We start from the raw sequence: 19,656 nt of genomic DNA, 5'->3' as shown, positions 1-19,656 counted from the left end.
CGGACGCTGGATCGACACAACGACTGCCGGAGTAATCGACGGATTCGGGCCGGTTGTCTTCGCGTTTTTCTACCTTCTTCGGCGTCTACTTCGCGCTTCGCGGCCTCACAATCCTCGTCGGCGCAATCGTGGACGGCGAACGAATCGAAGCTTAGTCCCAGTCCTCGGGCCAGATCCCTGCGGCCCGCATCCCTTTTTCGAAGTCGTTTTCGCGGAGGTTTTCGGCCACGCTCTGGGCGCTCGGTCGCGGAATCTCGTCGCGTGAGGCGACCTCCCGAATGAGCAGCGCGGCCAGCATCGCGTGTTCGCGGAGGTTTCGATCATCCACCTTGTCCCGCGTGTCGGCGTGCGTGTGGCCCCAGCCCCGCCCGCGTACGCCCGGCGCGCTGTGGTCTTGCTCGCTGTGCAGTTGGAGGGCCGGAACACCGCGCATTAAGAACGGCCAGTGGTCACTAAACGGATGGACGCCGTCCTGCTGGTGGATGGGTTGGTTCGCCTCTTCGGACACTGTTTCGACCACGTCGCGCATCGTTTCGGAGTCGTGGAGATACGCCCGCATGTCGCGGAAGCGACCTGCACCGTCGATGTTGACGACCGCTTTCACTTTCGAGGCGTCGAGCGACCCGGCTAGTGACTTCGCTCCGAGGAGGCCGATTTCCTCACAGCCGACGCCAGCGAGTCGAACGCGCGTGTCGAGGTTCATCTTTGCGAGCAGGTGGGCCGTCGCAACGACGACGGTGATACCACAGCCGTTGTCGAGCGCACCCTCCGCAATGTCGTGGGAATCGAGGTGAGCGACGACCACGATTTCTTCTTCCGTCTCCGGGCCGAGTTCCGCGATGGCGTTGTGACTCGTTCCCGCCGTCGTTTCGGCATCGACGGTGAGCCTCGCGGTCGCTTCGCGGTCGGCGTAGTCGGTCAGCCACGTGCCTGTTTCCTTGCTCACGCCGACGCCCGGAATCGCGGTTTCACTGCCGAACGTGAGCGACCCCGTGGGTGGTAGCTGTCCCGAGACGTGGTTGTGAAAGATGAATCCCTCCGCGCCCGCCGCGGCGGCGTAGCCGAACTTCTCCATCCGGTGAATAAACCGACTTCCGGCGGGCGTCGTCGTGCTGGCGACCGCGATTTTCCCGCCGACATTTTTTTCGTCTATCTCGTCCGGCATGCCGTGGCCAACATCGACCAATTCGCCTCGCACGTCGCCAGCGGGCGAGTAGGGTAGTGCGATGGTTTCGAACGAACGTTCCACCGGGTCGGTAACGGCGAGTCGTGCGGAACCGCGCGACCAGCAATCCATGTCGAACGATTCGGTGTGAGCGTTTCGCGCACCGGCGCGTTCGAATCCTTCGGCGACGAGTTCGGCGGCCCGTTTCTCGCCGGGATGGCCGCCCATCCGGTTTTCTAGTTCGGTCAACTTCGTCAAGAATTGCCACGGATAATCGTCCTGCCACATTTCGGCGAGCGCTGTGTGTGCCTCGTCAGCCATACCCCCTCTGTGTCGGCATCCCGTAAAAACCTCTGTCCGGCGGTAAAGTATCCTTCCGAAATCTCAACGTTTACAGGGTGGCTGTTCTTACCAGTATGGTATGAGTTCTGTACCCGAACGAAGTGAGATCAACGCGCAGTACAAATGGGATTTGGAGAGCATCTACGCGACCGACGGGGACTGGGAGGCGGCCTACGAGGAAGTCGAAGGGAGGCTCTCCGATCTCGAAGCATACGAGGGACGGGCGACGGAGGACGGCGAAACCCTTCTTTCTGTGTTGGAACTGTCGGACGAACTCATCCGCGAGGTCGCTATGGTCGCGTCCTACGCGCGGATGCGAAGCGACGAGGACACGTCGGACCAGCAGTATCAGGCCCTTTCCACCCGCGCGCAGTCGCTCGCATCGCGCGCCCGGAGCGCGGGCAGTTTCATCGAACCGGAAGTGCAGTCGCTCGACCGCGACGAACTCGACCGCATGATTGCGGAAACTGACGGTCTCGAACAGTACGATCACTATCTCGACGACGTGATGCGGATGAAAGAACACACCCGATCCGCCGAAATCGAGAACTTGCTCGCGGAGTTCGGCGAGGTGACCGGCGCATCCGGCGAGATTTACAACATGCTGTCGAACGCCGACATGGGATTCCCGACGGTCGAAGACCCTGATGGTGATGCGGTCGAAATCACGCAGAGTAACTTCGTCAACCTGCTCAAGAACCCCGACCGCGAGTTCCGACAGTCGGTGTACGAGGGCTACTTCGACGAGTGGAGCGACGTGCGAAATTCCGTCGGTGCGGCGTACAAAAACAGCGTCAAAGCCGACGTGAAATACGCCCGTGCCCGGAACTACGACACCGCACGAGAGGCTGCCTTGGACGGCCCAAACGTCCCGTCTGAGGTGTACGACAACCTGTTGGAAACCGTCCGGGACAATCTCGACAAACTCCACCGGCACGCGGAACTCAAACGCGACAGCCTCGGCGTAGACGAACTCCGGATGTGGGATCTTTACATGCCAATGACCGATTCCGAGAGTCCCAACCTCGACTACGACCAAGCGGTCGAATACGTCGTTGAAGCGGTCGGCGCACTCGGCGAGGATTATCAGTCGCGGGTCGCGGAAGGCATCGAATCGCGCTGGATAGACGTGTACGAATCGCAGGACAAGCAGGCCGGAGCGTACAGCGGCGGCACCTACGACACTCAGCCGTTCATCCTGATGAACTATCAGGACGACATCTCCTCGATGTACACCCTCGCACACGAACTCGGTCACTCGCTCCACTCGCAGTTGACGAGCGAGACGCAACCCTACGTGTACAGCGGCTACGAAATCTTCGTCGCCGAGGTGGCCAGCACGGTCAACGAGGCGCTGTTGACCAACCACCTGCTCGAAACCGTGGACGACCCCGAGTTCCGCCTGCACGTCTTGAACGAGTATCTGGAGCGATTCCGTTCGACCCTCTACCGCCAGACGCTATTTGCGGACTTCGAGTATCAGGCCCATCAGATCGTTGAAAACGACGAGGCGCTCACACCCGACCGACTGGACGGGATTTACGGCGACCTCAAACGGGAGTTCTACGAACCCGCCGTCGTGGACGACCGAATCGAGCGCGAGTGGATGCGTATCCCGCACTTCTACCGCGCCTATTACGTCTACCAGTACAGCACGGGTATCAGCGCCGCCGTCGCGTTGGCCGACAAGATTTTGGACGAAGGCGAACCCGCCGCGGAACGTTATCTGAACTTCCTGCGCAACGGGTCGCGCGAATACCCGCTCGAACTCCTCCGCGATGCGGGCGTCGATATGGCGTCGCCCGAGCCTATCCAACGCGCGCTCAACGTGTACGACACGCATCTGGACGAAATGGAAGAGCTTATCTAATTCAGTACTTTCAAAAATTAATTCTTCTACCGAATCCGAATCTTCGTACGAACGACCCCTCTTGCGGCCGCTTTCTAAACGATTAATTTTAACAGCGTCAGAAAAACTGATTTACCTTCGAAAAATACCGGCAAAATAGCGCGAAACTGCCCAAACACGCGCGACACTTTCGAACATACACAAATCTTCCGGATGTCCCGCGACCCAAAGGCACTTTTAATGTGGCGACATACGAACGAATAACAAATGTCGCGCAGTCCATCTGTCCCTGATAGACCAACACTCGAACTTGACCCGGAGATGTCCGACAAGGAGCGTCTTGCGGCGCTTCAAGAGCATTTTACGGACATAGTGAAGGTCAACGAAAAACTGCGCGAGCGGGTCGAAAACGCCGGAGACCGTCGTGAGGATCTCGCCGATGAGGTAGACCGACTTCAGCGCGAAAACGAGACGCTGAAAACGACTTCGCTGTACGTCGCCACGGTCGAGGACGTGACCGACGACGGCGTTATCATCAAACAGCACGGCAACAACCAAGAGGTGCTGACCGACGTTGCGGTGCAACTGCGCGAAAACATCGAAGCGGGTGACCGAGTCGCCGTCAACGACTCGTTCACCATCGAGCGACTGCTGGATTCGGAGACGGACGCGCGAGCGCAGGCGATGGAAGTGGACGCATCGCCGGAGGTGAGCTACGAGGACATCGGCGGCATCGAAGAACAAATTCGAGAAGTTCGCGAAGCGGTCGAAGAACCGCTTATCAACCCCGAACAGTTCGAAGTTGCGGGTATCGATCCGCCGAGCGGCGTGCTTCTCCACGGCCCGCCGGGAACCGGAAAGACGATGCTGGCGAAAGCAGTCGCCAACCAGACCGACGCCACCTTCATCAAGATGGCCGGGTCGGAACTCGTCCAGAAATTCATCGGCGAGGGTGCCAAACTCGTCCGCGACCTGTTCTCGTTGGCGTCGGAGCGCGAACCCGCCGTCATCTTCATCGACGAAATTGACGCGGTCGCTTCCCGTCGAACCGACTCGAAAACGTCCGGCGATGCGGAAGTCCAACGCACGATGATGCAACTGCTATCCGAGATGGACGGCTTCGAAGACCGCGGCGAAATCCGCATCATCGCGGCCACCAACCGCTTCGACATGCTCGACAGCGCGATTCTTCGCCCCGGTCGTTTCGACCGCCTCATCGAAGTGCCGAACCCGGACGACGAGGGTCGCCACCGCGTCCTCGAAATCCACACTCGCGACATGAATCTCTCGGACGACGTGAACTTCGACCACCTCGCCGAGGTGACCGAGGGATTCAGCGGTGCCGAAATCGAGAGCCTGACGACCGAAGCCGGAATGTTCGCCATCCGCGACGGTCGTACCGAGGTAACCATGGCGGACTTCGAAGGTGCCTTAGCGAAAATCGAGGCCGGTGACGACACCGCGATTCCGAACCTGCGGTACGCCTACTAAAACTCACTTTTTACGGCGGTCGCGGGCAGAAACGGCGACGACCGTCGTCGCCGTTTCTGCTGGCTTCTTCACGAGCGTCGACCGTGAATGAACGAGATAGCTTCGCTATCTCGCATTTTCTGTAAAAGCTGGACCAAAAGCACTTCTCCTTCACTTCGCTCCGGAAGACGCAGAGCGTCTTCCGTGCTCTCGTTCGCTTCGCTCACGAGAACTCCGCTCCGTTCAGTCGTCGGTCCGCTCACTCGTCGCTACGCTCCTCGTTCGCGGTGGGATTGCTGGCCGCTAGCGGTTGTGTCGATTGCTGATTCTCGTGGGGTGTGTCGATTGCCGTCTTCCAGCGGTTGGTCGGCCTGCCGGTTTTTGCTGATGAGTCGATTTTCAACCAGTCGTGTCTGCATCAGAGGTTGCGGTATTAGCCCTAGTGACTGCAAATGACGCGTGAAAATCACAGAGGTCGTCGCGGTCGAGTGCTATGTCTCGCCTGCTCGCAACTGCAACTACTGTCTGAAACTCCAGTCCTACGATGTACTGAACGAGTAGGCAGTGCCTGAACCCATCGAATCGAGAACTATCGTCACCATCAGCATGGCCCCAACACGACAAAGCATGTGGCTTTTTCTTCCCACGCAGTGCCGACTCTCGTATGCGAGTTGACCTCGGCAACGCCCTCGACACCGTTGTCTCACCGGGCATCCAACGCGACGCGCTCGACCGTCTGGACGAGCGCGTCGCCGACGCCCACGAACGAATCGAAACCGGACGCGAAAACCACGACCACGGCTACGAATCGCTGAACCTGCCGGAGACGACCGACACCGACGAAATTCAAACCGCGGTCGAATCGTTCGCGGACGCGAAAACGGTTCTCACGGTCGGCATCGGCGGAAGCGCGCTCGGCGCGGCGACGCTGGCCCACGGACTCGAATCCGACGTTGACGCCTACTTCCTCGACAACGTCGATCCCGAACACGTCTCCTCTCTGCTCGACAACATCTCGCTTTCGGATACCGCGGTCAACGTCGTTTCTCGCTCCGGCACGACGGCCGAAACCCTCACGAACTTCCTCGTCGTCCGCGATGCGATGGAGTCGGCGGACGTGGATTGGACGGAGCGAACCTTCGTCACGACGGGCGAGGAGGGCAATCTCCGGAACCTCGCGAACCGGCACAACCTGCCCGCGCTCGACGTTCCGGACGGCGTTCCGGGTCGATTTTCCGTTCTTTCGACGGTCGGATTGGCTTGCGCAGCGATTCAGGGCCACGACATCGGCGCGGTGCTTTCGGGTGCGCGGGCGGAAGCGAATCGGCTTTCGGGGTCGCTGTTCGAATCGCCGGCCTACGCCTACGGAACGGCGTGTTACGCCTTAGACGAACGCGGGGCGGGAATCAACGCGATGATGCCCTACGCAGAGTCGTTAGAAACCTTCGCCGAGTGGTTCGCCCAACTGTGGGCCGAGAGCCTCGGCAAGGACGGACTCGGCCAGACGCCGGTTCGTGCGCTTGGGGCGACTGACCAGCACTCGCAACTGCAACTGTATCGCGCTGGCCCCCGCGACAAGATGGTCACCTTCGTTCGACCGACCGAACGCGACGATTGTGCGATTCCAGAAACTGACTTGCCCGGACTCGAATACCTCGGCGGACAGAGCCTCGGAACGCTGTTGGACGCCGAGTTCGAGGCGACCGAGGCGAGCCTCGCGGAATCGGGCCAACCGTCGGTTCGACTTGAAATCGACCGCGTGGACGAGTACGGACTCGGAGAACTGCTCTACTGTCTGGAAGCGTCCTGTATTCTCGCGGGCGAACTCTACAGCGTCGAAACGTTCACCCAACCCGCGGTCGAGTGGGGTAAGCGCGCTGCCCGTGGCCTGCTCGGCGACGGTGATTTCGACGAAGCCGATTCGGTCGCTGACAAGTCTACGTTCGTGATAGAATAGTCGCTGTTCACAAAGCATTTACCGACCTACGGGAAGTATTCATACGCCCCTCGTGTCACCCCTGAATGACACCCTTTCAGTATGATGAGTCACAACTACGTCTCGGCAGTTCTCACGGCGCTCGTCGTGATTTCGCTCTTCAGCGGCACGACGACCGCGACCAGTGTAACCACCTCGCTCGTCGACCGCTCGGTAGGAGCGACATCCGACGTCCCATTCGACCACAGCACGACCGAAGCGAACAACAGCTCCGTTTCGCTCGATACCGGTGGCGACGGCTTCGCCTTTGACGCCGCCGCAAATCAGACGGTTCGCGGGCAGACGAGCTTCGACCCCGACACTGAACTCCTCGTTCAGATTCACGCCAGAGGGCAGTTCTTCAAGTCGCAAACGGTCTCGGTACAGCCAAACGGGTCGTTCGCCGCACTGTTCAATTTCAGCGGTTACGACCCCGGCATCGAGTTCGGTGTCGTCGTCGCCACTCCGGAGAGTAACGAGACAGCCGCGACACCGCTTGCCGTCTCCGATGGTGTCCTCCGAGCGGGGCCAGCGTCGACGACGACCACGGAAACGCTGTCAACGATAATGGAGCCGACGACGGAAACGGCGACCACGGCCGACGATGCCGGAACGAAAACCGAAACCGACGCAGAGTCCGAAGTCGGAACGGAATCAGAAGCCGCCGCGGAATCTGAAGTCGAAACGACCACCGAAATGACGGCGGACGATGCGGCGAAACAGACGGCCACGAAGACCATGGAGGCGAGCGACAGCAGCGGTCAACCCGGGTTCGGACTGATTGCCGCAGTCGTTGCAGTCGCTGGTATCGCAGTGCTCTCCCGACGACGCTAACCTTCAGGTCGTAGCATCTTTACTCCCGCAGTTCCTTTTCGCGCGTATGGAAGACGGTACAGCAGGTGTGGGCGGCGATTCTCGGCCCCGCGCTTCGCTCGGCCAAATGGTGCGTGCAGTTTTCATCGGGAGTGTTCTCGGCCTTTCAGGTCTGCTCGCCATCTCGTTGTGGGCGACTGCATTCGTCCTCGTTCTCGGCCCGAATACGCTCGGGCCGATGGAAGAACTCGCCCTCTCCACGCTCTCGCTCGGGTTCGGGACGGGAACGGTCGCCGCGTTGTTCATGGCCGGTCGCGGGTACGGATCCTCGTATCTCGATTTCAAACTGCCCAATGTCAGTGGATTCGTTTACGTCATCGTCGGAACTATCGCCCTGTTAGTCCTGCAAATCGTCGCCGGGTTCGTGATGATGCAACTCGGAATCAACACCGCAGACCACAGCATCCAACAGCAGGCCAGCCAAGGAAACCCCGAAATCCTCCTCCTTCTGATTCCCGCGGCGTGGCTCATCATCGGTCCCGGCGAGGAACTGCTCTATCGAAACATCATCCAGAAATCTCTGTACGATACGTTCTCGAAACGCGGTGCGGTCGTCGTCGCCAGCGCGATTTTCGCGCTGGCGCACATCCCGGCCTACGCGATGGGGGCGACGCTGATGGGAACCGCGAGCACGCTCGTCATCATCTTCCTGCTCTCGCTCCTCCTCGGCGTGACCTACCTCAAAACGGGAAACGTCACGATTTCGGCGCTCATCCACGGGTCGTACGATGCGATACTGTTCGGGCTGATGTATCTCCAGATAACTGGTCAGTTCTGACCGAGTTACGATAGCTGGTCAGTTTTACTCGCGTCGATACCGGTTACGAGGGGTTTTTCCGCGACAGCGGACTGCCACAGATTGGACAGCGGTCTTTCTCCTCGTCGAACTCCCGACCGCAGCCGGAACACTGGAACGACCAGTTTCGCTGTTCTTCGATGCCGTCTTGCGCGATGACGTCGACGGCAACGTCCATCCTGTCGGCGACGTTTTGCATCGCGTAATCGTCCGTGACGAGCGTTCCGTCTAGTTCGAAGGTGGCCGCGATGAGTCGGATGTCGGTCATCGATAGGACGTCCAAATCGCCCGTTTCGCTCGCGGCTCGGCGCACTTTTTCGACCGCGTCGTCGCGGGGGAGGTGAATATGCATCCCTGACCCTTCCATGGCGTCGAATCGGAAGGCGTGTTCGCCCTCTAACTCCTCTTGTACCATTGGAATGGACGCTGTCTGTTCGGTCGTGTGATACTCGTTGATAAAAGCTGAGGCGTCTAAAACGTACATTACCGCTGAACTACGATGTAATCTTTCACTGCTTGTACCCTGTTGACGGGCAGTTCGAAATGCCCGTCCTCGTCGAGTTCGAGGTCAACGTTCTTCGGGTCTATCTGTTCGTCCGGTTCGACGACGAGGCCGGATAGCTTTCCCGTCTTCAAATTCATGGTGATGTTGTAGAGCATCCCCAGCTCGGTGCCGTCCGAACCCATGACGGCCTTCCCTGAGAGATTCTCGGCGAGTATGTCCGACATAATTGGGGGTTACCGACCGCTACTACATAAACTCCACGGGGTGCTGTAGCGGGCCGTCTTCGGTGTAGCCGATAGTCTGTGCGTCCTGTTTATCGGAAGTCCGCACAAAACGCGGACGTTCGATTGAACGCGTCTGGTTACCTCACCCGCATGGCGATGGAGTTAAATGCCGTGCGGGGCTGTTCTGTGATAAGAACTTCTCCCGGGTGGTAGGTATGTCGGACACAGATTCACACGAGGCGGAAACCCCGTCTCTCAGAACTCCCATCGTCGCAGTCCTTGGACACGTTGACCACGGCAAAACCAGCCTGCTCGACAAAATCCGCGGTTCGACGGTGATAGAAGGCGAAGCGGGCGCAATCACACAACACATCGGTGCGACGGCAGTGCCACTCGACATCGTGTCGAAAGTCGCAGGGAAACTCGTCAATCCAGACGACTTCGACCTGCCGGGGCTGCTGTTCATCGACACGCCGGGCCACCACTCGTTTACGACCCTCCGGTCGCGCGGTGGTGCGCTGGCGGACATCGCAATCCTCGTCGTCGACGTAAACGACGGCTTTCAGCCGCAAACCGAGGAAGCGATAAACATCCTCGCGCAGTCACAGACTCCGTTCGTCGTCGCGGCGAACAAAATCGACACGACGCCGGGGTGGAATCCAAACCCTGACTCTCCGATTCAGGGTACCTACGACGCACAGAGCGAGCGCGCTCGCTCGATGCTCGACCAGAACCTCTACGAACTCATCGGCGAACTCAGCGACGCCGGCTTTTCGGCCGACCTGTATTGGCGGGTGCAAAACTTCCAGAACAACGTCGGCGTGGTTCCGGTCAGCGCGGAGACGGGCGAAGGCGTCCCCGACTTGCTCACCGTGCTGATGGGACTGGCACAGCGCTACATGCGCGAGGACATGGAAATCGACGTGACCGGGCCGGGCGCGGGAACCGTCCTCGAAGTCAAAGAGGAGAAAGGATTCGGGACGACGCTCGACGTGGTGCTGTACGACGGCACCGTCGGTGCCGACGAAACTGTCGTCGTTGGCGGGAAGAACGAGCCAATCGTCACGGACGTCCGAGCGTTGTTGAAACCGCGCCCCCTCGCCGAAATTCGAACCGAAGACCGATTCGAGAAGGTGGATTCCATCGGTGCCGCCGCCGGTGTGAAAATTGCCGCCCCCGACCTCGGCGATGCGATGGCTGGTGCACCCGTCCGCGTCGTCCGCGACCGCGAAATCGACGACGTTATCGAGGAGGTCGAGGCGGAACTCGCGGAAGTCGAGGTCAGTACGGCGGAAGAGGGCGTCGTCGTGAAAGCCGACACGCTCGGAAGTCTCGAAGCGATGGTGAGCACGCTCAAAGAAGAAGAGATTCCGGTCATGCTCGCCGAAGTCGGCGACGTTGCGCCGCGCGACATTCGATTTGCGACGACTGCCGACGAGCAGAAACACCGGACAATTCTGGCGTTCAACGTCGATACGCTCGCCGAGGCCGCGGACGAAGCGGAACAGCGGGACGTTCGACTGTTCGACAGCGACGTTATCTACCAACTCATCGAGGAGTACGAAGAGTACGTGGACGAGATGGAGCGCGCCCAGCAACAGACCGTCCTCGACAACATCACCCGCCCGTCCCGATTCCAAATTTTGCAAGACCACGTGTTCCGACAGAACAACCCCGCGGTGGTCGGCGTCGAGGTTCTGTCCGGAACCGTGAAAAACAATTCCTTCGTCGCCAAGTTCGACGGCAACGAACCGAAGCGCGTCGGCACCATCAAAGGGATTCAGGAGCAGGGAGACGACGTGGACGAGGCCCGCGCAGGAACGCGGGTCAGCGTCGCCATCGACGGGCCAACGGTGGGTCGGCAAATCGAGGAGGGCGACGAACTGTGGATTGACCTGCCCGAAAAACACGCCAAGATTTTAGAACAAGAACTCTCCGACGATATTCCGGGCGACGAACTCGAAGCGCTCCGGATGTATCTCGACAAACAGAGAAAACGCGACCCCTTCTGGGGCAAGTAATTTTTAGTCCCTCACGACCTAGCCGTATGATGGAGGGATGAATATGAGCGTACGTAGCCGATACCGGAGTGGCATCGCTCAGTGGTCAATTTCGTACTACGACCTCGTGTTGCTCGTCCTTCCGGTGATACTGATGAGCGGTTTCGTCGTTAGTACGATGGGTTCGGTACCGATGAACGTCGGTATCATGCTGGCGGGCCTCGCGTCGGCGATCACGATAGCCGACGCACTGTTCAACCGACCGCCTACCGGGCGGTCGGTGTAATCTGGTCTTCGACTGCCTGTTTTACCTGAAGCACGGCACTAGCGGCCAGTCCACGGGCGACTTCGTCGCGTTCTTCTGCGTCGATGAGTTCGTCATCGAGGTCGTCGTCGTCGGGTTCGAATCCAGCGCTGACGATGTGGCCGACCGGCGGTTGAACCGAGACGGTCGCTTGTGGCCCGGTCAGACCGTTCGTAACCTGCGACCCAATGACGTACTCGTCGGGGAGAAACTGTCGAGTCAGCGTGGCGATGTCGGCCACGCTGTCTCGAAGCGCGCGCGTTTGTTCGGAAGAGAGTTCGACAACATCGGCAGACGCACGCTGTCCGGCCTGCGTCACGTCGGGTGTACCAGCGTAGGGAGTATTTCCATTCATGCGGTCTGCTACTCTTTGATAAGGTTGTCCGCCGTATAAACCCGTCGTCCCCGGAAACTAACAAATCGGCTCGCTTTCGCCGTACACCGCGAGGACAACTGCCGTAACGTATGTGCCGGGTTCCGCGTCCTCGGTTACCGTTTTCACCGCTTCGTCCGAGAACTCCCAGTCGCGGAGCTCCCGCCCCGCCGCCAATCCGGCGCGAACTCTCTCCTCGATTTCGCTCGCGTCGGTTTCACCCGCGGCCTCGTAAAACAGCCCTGCGCCATCGCTTTCGGTCCACCCTAGCCCTGCGGAAACGTGGCCCGGCCCGGGTCGCGTCGCCCGCGCTTCCACCACGGTCAACCGATTTCCTGCCGGGCCGAGGTCGGGTGCGGTGCCGACCGCTTCGACCGACGCGTCGGCGGGAATGACAGACGAGACGGAGACGAGGTTGTAGTTGTGGACGTTCGCCGCTGCGAGCGCCGCGTCGTAGGACGACATCTTCGTCGGCCCGCTCGCGGTTCCCCAGACGACCCGAATCGTGCTCATGCACGTGGGTCGGATACTCGCGCGAAAGGGTCTGTCGATTCTAACGAGGCGTGCGTTGCGTGAGCGCGTTTCATCCGTTTTCTCGAGAGTGCCATTGATTCCGATGACGTAGCGCGACGAAGGTCGGGACTATAATGACTGCTACGCCTAGCCACTGCGGCTGTCGCTCACCGAGGTTGGGCGAGAACTCGCCTTAGAATCCGCTTCCGCCGTCCGTCTCGTCGCCGGGAATCGGTTCGTACTCCGGACCGACGGGCAACTCCAGCGCGCGCGGCATCACGCCGAGCGTCAGGTCGTCCCATTCACCCATCTCACCGTCGAGACTGAACTGAACCGGTTTGTCGCGGTGGATATCGATGTCCACCGTTGGCGCGTGGAGGTGCGTGACGTTATCCGATTCCGCGCCGAACACGCGTTGAAGGAGAGCTTCTCCCACGAGATTCGGAGCGGGCATCTCCTCGATGATGGTGACGTTGAGCAGACCGTCTTCCATGTTAGCCTGCGTGCGCCCCTTCGCGGGAAATCGTCGTCCGTTTCCGACGAGGACGAAGACGGCGTCGCCCGACCACGACACTTCGCCTTCCGAGGAGGCCTTGACCGTCAGCGGAACGCCGTCGAAATCGGCCATCAACTGGAGCGTGTTCACGACGTAGGCGAGGACGCCGAGGCGCTCTTTCTGCTCGGAGTCGGTTTCGACGCTCGCATCCGCGGTAAGGCCGCCGACACAGGAGTTGATGAACTCCCGGCCGTTTGCCGTTCCGAGGTCGATTCGCCGTCGCTCGCCGGCGTCGAGTATTTCGAACGACTGTTCGATACTCGTTACGCCGATGTTTCCGGCGAAGTTGTTGCCGGTTCCGGCCGGAATCACGCCGAACGTCACCGAATCCAGCGCGTCCGCCGAAACGAGGCCGCGAACGACCTCGTTTAACGTTCCGTCGCCCCCTGCGGCGGCCACCATCGACGCCCCGTTTTCGGCGGCTTGCTCGGCGAACTCGATGGCGTCGCCTTCCTCGCGCGTTTCGAGAATCGTAAACTCGTGTTCCGCGGCAAGTTCTCGAACTTCCTCGGCGTGGCCACCGTCGCCACTGACGGGGTTCAGTACGACGACGCGCTCGTACTCCATGCCGTTCGTCGCCGCGAGGTCACCCGCAGTTCCCGCCTCGTCGGCATCCATGTAATGGAATTCCGGCGGAAAAACCAAAGGTCTGTCGGCAATGTATTTAGGACGTGTTCGCTATCGATCTTCACGCCCATACACGTTTCTTCCACGGCCACGAGCGGGCCGCGGAACTGTTCGACCCCATCGGCGTCAGACTCCTCACGCTGGGGGCGCGCTACCGCGACTTGGACGGCGTCGCGCTGACGAATCACGACTACTACCGTCAGTTCGGAGGACTCACAGTCGAGACGATTCCGGGTATCGAGATTTCGACGACGAAGGGGCACATCCTCGTCGTCGGTCCCGACCCGCCGACGAAGACGGAACCCGGAACGTTGACTCCTCACGAGGTAGTCGAAATGGCCCACGAACGAGGGTGTGCGGCCATTGTCGCGCACCCCTACCGCAACAGCACGGTGCGCGACGTGGATGCCGACTTCGACGCAATCGAGGTGAACGGCAAACACCCGCGAACCGAGGAGTGGGTGCGAACCCTCGCGGGACGCAATGGCCTCCCGCTGGTCGGCGGCAGCGACGCCCACTATCCGGTCGAAGTCGGGCGGGCCTACACGCTCGTGGACGCGGACGTCCTCACGCCCGGAAGCGTCGTCGAGGCGATTCGCGACGGCCGCGTCGAACCGCGAGTTCGACGCGGCACACTCGACCAAGGCGTTCGACGACTGTACCGAAAAATCCACGAAGGGAAGGATAATCTCTATCGCCCGAAGGAGGAGTCACCGGGCGTGGGCGACCCGCCGCAACCCGAGGATTGATTGGTTGGGCTTACTCCCGCGAGCAAGACTCTGACGTGGTCGTATCGATGCCGAGCAATGCGTTTCCGCCGCAGTGTTGGGCTTGCGCATTGCGCAGTAATCCCGCCCCTGCGATAGCCATGATTACAGCTGTCGTGCGTCGGTCATCGAGCAAGGCGGAGATTGCTACGGCGATGAACCAGATTCCGGAGACACCTCTGATGATGCGGTCGATTCCGCCGACGTTCGTTTCGAACTCCATGTTTTGATGTTGTAACTATCTGACGTATATGGTTGCGGGTGCTGGGAGATGACTGGCGAACAGGTGCGGTAAACCACGCTTCCCCGTCGAGATACGATTTCAGTCCTCGCACATCGCTCTCGGATGAGGATTTATCCGAGCCGTTCGTCCAGAATCAGTCTCGTTTTGGTACTCACGACCTCTTCCAGCTCACGTGCGCGAGTGATGAGTTGATTCACGCCTTGCGTGTCGGCGGCGTCCACGATGAGTACGATGTCGTCTTCGCCGCTAACTTGCCAAACGAAGTCCACCTGCTCCCACTCCGCGAGTCGGTCGGACATCTGCGTGGTATCAACGGCCACGTCCACGCCGATTTCTATCATTGCCTTCACGTTCCCAGTGTGGGTCGTGACGGTGAACCGCTCGATAACGTCGTTTTCGGTCATCCGTTCGACTCGGTTTCGAACCGTTCCTTCCGAAGTTCCGACCTCCTCGGCTATCTCCGTGTAGGGCGTGCGGGCGTCCCGCCGGAGGAGATTCAGTATCTGTCGGTCGAGTGCGTCCATGGAGATTAGCACCTAATCGGGCCTGCTACTTGATGATTACGAATATCGTAACAATGTTTCGAAAGCAAGGTTTATTAGCCCACATTCCATATGAATCTCGTAATGCCGGGTGCCTACGTCGCGCTGGAAGGTGGCCATGTGGTGGAAGCCCGTGGTCGCGTTCCGGGTACGGCTTGCGGAGAACTGGTTTTCACAACAGCATACACGGGATACGAAGAGAGCCTCACGGACCCGTCTTACGAAGAACAGGTCTTGACGTTCTCGTATCCACTAATCGGAAACTACGGCGTCCGAGAGGAACGCTTCGAGAGTGACCGAGTCCACCCCCGCGCCGTCGTCGCGCGCGAACTGACCGACGATGTCGTGGAGTGGCTCGAAGCCGAAGGCGTCCCCGCGGTTGACCACCTCGACACGCGCGACCTCGTCGGCGGGATTCGAGAGCAGGGCGCGATGAAATGCGGTATCGCGGTCGGCGAGAACGCCACGCCCGAGGACGCGCTCGCGGAACTCGAACGCTGTCCGGGCATGAGCGACCACCACGACATCGGCGCGCAGGTCAGCGTCCACGAGCGAGAGATTCACCTCGGCGAGGACGCGGACGACGACACAACCGTCGCGCTCGTCGACTGCGGCGCGAAGGGGAGCATCATCGACGCGCTGGTCGAACGCGGCGCGGATGTCCACGTCCTTCCGCACGACGCGACCGAAGACGATGTCGAAGACGTTGACCCCGACGTGTTGTTCGTTTCGAACGGTCCGGGCGACCCTGCGAACTTCGAAGCGGCACAAGAACTGGTCGAAACCTACGTCGGGGAACTCCCGCTCGCGGGAATCTGTCTCGGCCAGCAAATCATCGCCCGCGCGCTGGGCGGAACCACCGAGAAGATGGACTTCGGACACCGCGGCGTCAACCAACCGGTTCTCGACCTCGAATCGGGACGAGTCGTTATGACGACGCAGAACCACGGCTACACCGTCGCCGACCCCGGCGAACTTGAAGTGACGCAAATCAACGTCAACGACGACACCCCGGAAGGGTTGGAGAACGACGACCTATCCGTCATCACGCGCCAGTACCACCCCGAAGCTAACCCCGGCCCGCACGACACCTTCGATTTCTTCGACGACGTGCTTTCGATGGCACCCCGAAAGCGACTCGTCATCGCCGACTGATTCGGTCGGCGAATAACCGGTTATCGATTCGCGACTAGCCGCGAACCAACGTTCTATCCCTCGTAACATTCCTCTCCGCGAGATTTTTCCATTTACTCGGGAAAAATTTTTCCTATCCCATTCAGTGATTAAACCATGGAGAAATCCAGAAGAAAATTCGTAAAACTCGCGTCCGGCGCAATCGGTGCCGGAGCAATCGTCGGTTCCGCGTCCACCGCATCCGCGTACGAGAGCGTCACCGACGTGTGGAACCCGGCCCACGACAGCAACTACACCGATGCGAACCGAACCGCCTCGGACGTTCGCTGGGTCGTCATCCACACCATCGAAGGAAGTTACGAGGCGGGCTACAGTTGGTTCGAAAACCCCGACTCGAACGTCAGCTCCCACTTCGTCATCGGCAACGAACCCGGTCAAATCATGCAGATGGTCGAAGTCTCCGACATCGCGTGGACGAACGGCGGCGACGGGTCGTACAACGATACGGGCGTCAACTTCGAACTCGAAGGCTCGGCAAACGTTACGGATTTCAACGACAACATCTACGAGCAGACCGCCGAGGCGGTCGCGCACGTCTGTGACAAGTACGGCATTCCGAAACAGCACCCGACCGACGACCTCGCGCCGTGTAACACCTACGACGGCGAGGGCGGCGTCATCGGCCACAACCAGATTCCGAACACGACCTGTACCGGCGCGACCGACGGCAAAGTGGACCCCGGCGACACGTTCGACTGGGAGCACTTCATGGACTTGGTCGGCGGCGACGTTATCGGCGACCCTGGCGACGGCGACGGCGGCACCTCAGGGTGGCCGATTTACTCCAACGGCGACACGGCGCGCGACGTCTACACCGTCCAGTACCTCCTCGAAGCGAACGGCTATCCGATTCAGTACCACGACGGCATCTACGGATCGGAAGTCCAGACGAATATCGAGCAGTTCCAATCCGACCGCGGCCTCGCCGTGGACGGCGTCGTCGGTCCGAACACGTGGGGCGAACTCGTCGTCACCGTCAGCAACGGCGACGAGAATCAAGCCGTCCGCGCCGCACAGGACAGCCTCAACTACAAACACGGTTACAGCATCGCAGTCGATGGCATCTTCGGGCCGGAAACGCAGGGTGCGGTCGAATCCTTCCAGAGCGCGAGCGGAATCGCGGTCGACGGCGTCGTTGGTCCCGTGACGTGGGAGTACCTCGTCGGCTGAAGTGGCGTACAACCCAACTTACTCTTCGATTTCGATCGTTTCCTCGCCCGGCACTTGCCAGTCCAGTTCGACCACGCCGCGAGCAGTTCCACGAAGCCCGTCCCGACTGACGACTTCGAAGGTTCGGTTTTCGGCCTCGGCCGTAAACGGTGCGGCGACCATCAACCGGGCCACGTCGGCGCGCGGAATTCGTCCGAAGACGGTTTCGCCGCCTTCGCCGACCAGCACGTCCTCGGTTGCGGGGGCGTTCGTCAATCCGCCGGGCCGAATGATGGTGTAGGTCAGCGGGGACGTGCGGAGCACCGCCTCGGCGTGATTTTTGGCGTTTAGATTGTTCCTGAGTAGCGCCCGGAACGGCGCTGGCATCTTCTCGCGGGAGTCGCCCACGCCGATTGCGCTCTCGAAAACGAAGCGGTCTACGTCGGCCGCAACCGCCGCGTGAACGAGGTTTTCGACGCCCGTCCCATCGACCAGCTCCCCGCCGAAAATCATCTTCGGGCCGGGCTTCGACCCGATCGCACAGAGCACCACGTCGCAGTCGGCGACTGCGCGGGAAGCGTCTGCCGGGTCGAGGAGGTCGCCGACGATGACCTCGTCCGCGCCCTGATTTGTCAAGTCGCGTTCTTTGGCGGGCGAGCGCGTCATCGCCTTGACGGTCAGGTCGGTGTCTCGAAGCCGTTTCAGTATCTCGCGCCCCGTTTCGCCGCCGGCACCCGCGACGAGAACGCGCCGAATCTCGGAACTCATGTCTGCTGGTTTTCGATTGGGACGAACAAAGAAGTCGTGGCCGCGTTGTGACGGTCGAACAGGAACCGCGATAGTTGGATTACAGCCGTGATGAGTGGACTGTGGTCGCGTCTCGGCTCGTCCGGAAATTGATTCAACCAACGCTTGATTCGGGAAAACCGGAGGCGACCTCCTAACGACGACTCTCAATAAATATTCCAAATTTACTATGAACTCAATTAATTATTTACGATTGTAAATATATTATGTTACCGGGGAAATGAAAGAAAATCCTCGATCGAAACGGAACGACAAGCAAACTCACAGGCGAAACGTCCTCAAATCCGGCGCAGTCGGGTTGAGTACCCTCGTTGTAGGGTCAAATCTTGCCAGCGCGAACGAGGCGAATTCGGACCAGCCGGCACGCCGGGGAAGCACCGTTTACACCGCAAAAGGAGCGCGCGGCGCGTCGGTTTCCGAGGAACATCGTCGGCAGGTCAGAGAGCGCGCGGTGAGCGATTTCGAGCGGAAAAACGGTCGCTCGCCGGAACAGCTTCCGGCGAGCGAACACCGCTCGAAATCGGACGAAGTGGTGGCGTATGCCTACGGTATTGACGCTAACGGTACCGCTCGCTCGTACACCGGTATCGCCGGTGAAAATACTGTCGAACCTGAGGCGCAGTCCGGGCGCGCAGAAGCCCTGATTCACGACCGCTTCGGGGGTCGGGTTGCGGAACTCTCCCGTGCGGTGGCCGCATCCGAACGGCAGGTCACCACGATGGCCGGCGGAACGGTGTCCGGCACCGAAAACATGGAACAGGCGTACTCCGACAAACTCGAATACGCCGAAGACCCGTACGGCGTGGTCGGAGCCACGTTCTACTGGTTCCGCGACAATCTCGACAGCACGGAGGGGGACGTCCACTCGTTCCACTCTCCCGCGGGATTCGAACCGGGTCATCAGGCGTTCGGTAGCGGCTACACGAACAACTGGGGCCGGGTGTTCAATCGGTGGAACAAGAGCCAGATGGGCAACACCGACGTGGACTACGGTCAGTGGAATCCCTACGGAACGCAGGGTGGGTCGTCAACGACGGCGTACTCGCTCAGCGTGAACGCCGGATGGATGACGGCACATGTCACGGCGGGTATCACGTGGTCGTACTCCCAGCCGAACGTCGAAGTCGTGGACGAATCGTCCGCATACAACGAATACAACCAGTGGCAGTTGAAGGTCAATGCCGGGGACGACACCCGCGAGAACTTCGTCGGCTTCCAACCATCGAGCGCGGCGTCGATGGACTACTGGGACTCCTCGATGGGTCGCCGTGACATTTGTGAAAACGAGGTGAAAGGACAGTTCTCCGACGGCGGTTCTGCCCGAAACCTGTGGTCGAAGGGGACGTTCTGGCTAGAGTAATCCCACACGAATCCTCATCCG

At 60.2% G+C, this 19,656-nt stretch carries 21 protein-coding genes; 11 read left to right on the top strand and 10 right to left on the bottom strand.

Going from position 1 to position 19,656, the window contains the following annotated elements:
• Positions 1 to 151: 151 nt before the first annotated feature.
• Positions 152 to 1,486 (bottom strand): M28 family metallopeptidase, encoded by a 1,335-nt coding sequence (locus LIX15_RS04605; protein WP_227776331.1) that lies wholly within the window; start codon positions 1,484 to 1,486, stop codon positions 152 to 154.
• Positions 1,487 to 1,586: 100 nt separating this feature from the next.
• Here LIX15_RS04605 and pepF point away from each other — a divergent pair, with 100 nt between their 5' ends.
• Positions 1,587 to 3,377, top strand: a complete 1,791-nt coding sequence (gene pepF, locus LIX15_RS04600) for an oligoendopeptidase F (RefSeq protein WP_227776330.1) — start codon at positions 1,587 to 1,589, stop codon at positions 3,375 to 3,377.
• Positions 3,378 to 3,623: 246 nt separating this feature from the next.
• On the top strand, positions 3,624 to 4,847 hold the full coding sequence (gene pan2 / locus LIX15_RS04595; protein ID WP_227776329.1) for a proteasome-activating nucleotidase Pan2: 1,224 nt from the start codon (positions 3,624 to 3,626) through the stop codon (positions 4,845 to 4,847).
• A 248-nt stretch (positions 4,848 to 5,095) separates the two neighbouring features.
• Here the strand turns inward: pan2 and LIX15_RS04590 are convergent, their stop codons facing one another.
• The gene (locus LIX15_RS04590; protein ID WP_227776328.1) at positions 5,096 to 5,245 is read right to left on the bottom strand and encodes a hypothetical protein; all 150 of its coding nucleotides are present in this window, start codon (positions 5,243 to 5,245) and stop codon (positions 5,096 to 5,098) included.
• 245 nt (positions 5,246 to 5,490) lie between these two features.
• Here LIX15_RS04590 and LIX15_RS04585 point away from each other — a divergent pair, with 245 nt between their 5' ends.
• The 3 genes from LIX15_RS04585 to LIX15_RS04575 all read left to right on the top strand — a co-directional run bounded on the left by LIX15_RS04585 (position 5,491) and on the right by LIX15_RS04575 (position 8,452).
• On the top strand, positions 5,491 to 6,783 hold the full coding sequence (locus LIX15_RS04585) for a phosphoglucose isomerase-related protein (RefSeq protein ID WP_227776327.1): 1,293 nt from the start codon (positions 5,491 to 5,493) through the stop codon (positions 6,781 to 6,783).
• An 81-nt stretch (positions 6,784 to 6,864) separates the two neighbouring features.
• Complete coding sequence (locus LIX15_RS04580) at positions 6,865 to 7,635, top strand: BGTF surface domain-containing protein (protein ID WP_227776326.1); 771 nt, start codon at positions 6,865 to 6,867, stop codon at positions 7,633 to 7,635.
• A 46-nt stretch (positions 7,636 to 7,681) separates the two neighbouring features.
• A complete protein-coding gene (locus LIX15_RS04575; protein WP_227776325.1) occupies positions 7,682 to 8,452 on the top strand; it encodes a CPBP family intramembrane glutamic endopeptidase in 771 nt (256 codons plus the stop codon).
• Positions 8,453 to 8,495: 43 nt separating this feature from the next.
• On the opposite strand, the gene LIX15_RS04570 is transcribed toward LIX15_RS04575, so the two are convergent.
• Together LIX15_RS04570 and LIX15_RS04565 are read right to left on the bottom strand one after the other, a co-directional pair.
• On the bottom strand, positions 8,496 to 8,954 hold the full coding sequence (locus LIX15_RS04570; RefSeq protein ID WP_227776324.1) for an NOB1 family endonuclease: 459 nt from the start codon (positions 8,952 to 8,954) through the stop codon (positions 8,496 to 8,498).
• Positions 8,954 to 9,199 carry a PRC-barrel domain-containing protein gene (locus tag LIX15_RS04565; RefSeq protein WP_227776323.1) on the bottom strand — a complete coding sequence of 82 codons (246 nt, stop codon included), beginning with the start codon at positions 9,197 to 9,199 and terminating at the stop codon, positions 8,954 to 8,956. The genes LIX15_RS04570 and LIX15_RS04565 overlap by 1 nt, the downstream gene beginning before the upstream one ends.
• 215 nt (positions 9,200 to 9,414) lie before the next feature.
• Between LIX15_RS04565 and infB the strand changes: the two genes are divergently transcribed.
• Both infB and LIX15_RS04555 read left to right on the top strand, forming a co-directional pair.
• Positions 9,415 to 11,220 (top strand): translation initiation factor IF-2, encoded by a 1,806-nt coding sequence (gene infB / locus LIX15_RS04560; protein ID WP_227776322.1) that lies wholly within the window; start codon positions 9,415 to 9,417, stop codon positions 11,218 to 11,220.
• Positions 11,221 to 11,263: 43 nt separating this feature from the next.
• Positions 11,264 to 11,485, top strand: a complete 222-nt coding sequence (locus LIX15_RS04555; protein WP_227776321.1) for a DUF8015 family protein — start codon at positions 11,264 to 11,266, stop codon at positions 11,483 to 11,485.
• Here LIX15_RS04555 and LIX15_RS04550 read toward each other — a convergent pair.
• The 3 genes from LIX15_RS04550 to LIX15_RS04540 all read right to left on the bottom strand — a co-directional run bounded on the left by LIX15_RS04550 (position 11,466) and on the right by LIX15_RS04540 (position 13,563).
• Positions 11,466 to 11,858, bottom strand: a complete 393-nt coding sequence (locus tag LIX15_RS04550; protein ID WP_227776320.1) for a DUF5811 family protein — start codon at positions 11,856 to 11,858, stop codon at positions 11,466 to 11,468. The two genes, LIX15_RS04555 and LIX15_RS04550, sit on opposite strands and share 20 nt — an antisense overlap.
• 57 nt (positions 11,859 to 11,915) lie before the next feature.
• Positions 11,916 to 12,389, bottom strand: coding sequence for a pyruvoyl-dependent arginine decarboxylase (locus LIX15_RS04545; RefSeq protein WP_227776319.1), 474 nt, complete (start codon positions 12,387 to 12,389; stop codon positions 11,916 to 11,918).
• Positions 12,390 to 12,582: 193 nt separating this feature from the next.
• Positions 12,583 to 13,563 carry a diacylglycerol/lipid kinase family protein gene (locus LIX15_RS04540; RefSeq protein WP_227776318.1) on the bottom strand — a complete coding sequence of 327 codons (981 nt, stop codon included), beginning with the start codon at positions 13,561 to 13,563 and terminating at the stop codon, positions 12,583 to 12,585.
• A gap of 53 nt (positions 13,564 to 13,616) precedes the next feature.
• On the opposite strand from LIX15_RS04540, the gene LIX15_RS04535 reads away from it, so the two are divergent.
• Entirely contained in the window at positions 13,617 to 14,321 is a 705-nt protein-coding gene (locus LIX15_RS04535) for a PHP-associated domain-containing protein (RefSeq protein ID WP_227776317.1), read from the top strand.
• A 10-nt stretch (positions 14,322 to 14,331) separates the two neighbouring features.
• Here LIX15_RS04535 and LIX15_RS04530 read toward each other — a convergent pair whose 3' ends face one another.
• Both LIX15_RS04530 and LIX15_RS04525 read right to left on the bottom strand, forming a co-directional pair.
• Entirely contained in the window at positions 14,332 to 14,562 is a 231-nt protein-coding gene (locus LIX15_RS04530; protein WP_227776316.1) for a YgaP family membrane protein, read from the bottom strand.
• 131 nt (positions 14,563 to 14,693) lie between these two features.
• Positions 14,694 to 15,107, bottom strand: a complete 414-nt coding sequence (locus tag LIX15_RS04525; RefSeq protein WP_227776315.1) for an Lrp/AsnC family transcriptional regulator — start codon at positions 15,105 to 15,107, stop codon at positions 14,694 to 14,696.
• A 102-nt stretch (positions 15,108 to 15,209) separates the two neighbouring features.
• On the opposite strand from LIX15_RS04525, the gene carA reads away from it, so the two are divergent.
• Positions 15,210 to 16,280, top strand: coding sequence for a glutamine-hydrolyzing carbamoyl-phosphate synthase small subunit (gene carA / locus LIX15_RS04520; RefSeq protein WP_227776314.1), 1,071 nt, complete (start codon positions 15,210 to 15,212; stop codon positions 16,278 to 16,280).
• A 135-nt stretch (positions 16,281 to 16,415) separates the two neighbouring features.
• Positions 16,416 to 17,489, top strand: coding sequence for a peptidoglycan recognition protein family protein (locus LIX15_RS04515; protein WP_227776313.1), 1,074 nt, complete (start codon positions 16,416 to 16,418; stop codon positions 17,487 to 17,489).
• An 18-nt stretch (positions 17,490 to 17,507) separates the two neighbouring features.
• On the opposite strand, the gene LIX15_RS04510 is transcribed toward LIX15_RS04515, so the two are convergent.
• Entirely contained in the window at positions 17,508 to 18,236 is a 729-nt protein-coding gene (locus tag LIX15_RS04510) for an SDR family oxidoreductase (RefSeq protein ID WP_227776312.1), read from the bottom strand.
• Positions 18,237 to 18,495: 259 nt separating this feature from the next.
• On the opposite strand from LIX15_RS04510, the gene LIX15_RS04505 reads away from it, so the two are divergent.
• Positions 18,496 to 19,635, top strand: a complete 1,140-nt coding sequence (locus LIX15_RS04505; protein WP_227776311.1) for a hypothetical protein — start codon at positions 18,496 to 18,498, stop codon at positions 19,633 to 19,635.
• Positions 19,636 to 19,656: the final 21 nt, after the last annotated feature.

The sequence above is a fragment of the Haladaptatus pallidirubidus genome, assembly GCF_020700235.1.
Taxonomy (GTDB): domain Archaea; phylum Halobacteriota; class Halobacteria; order Halobacteriales; family Haladaptataceae; genus Haladaptatus; species Haladaptatus pallidirubidus.
This window is presented reverse-complemented; position numbering and strand designations above follow the sequence as displayed.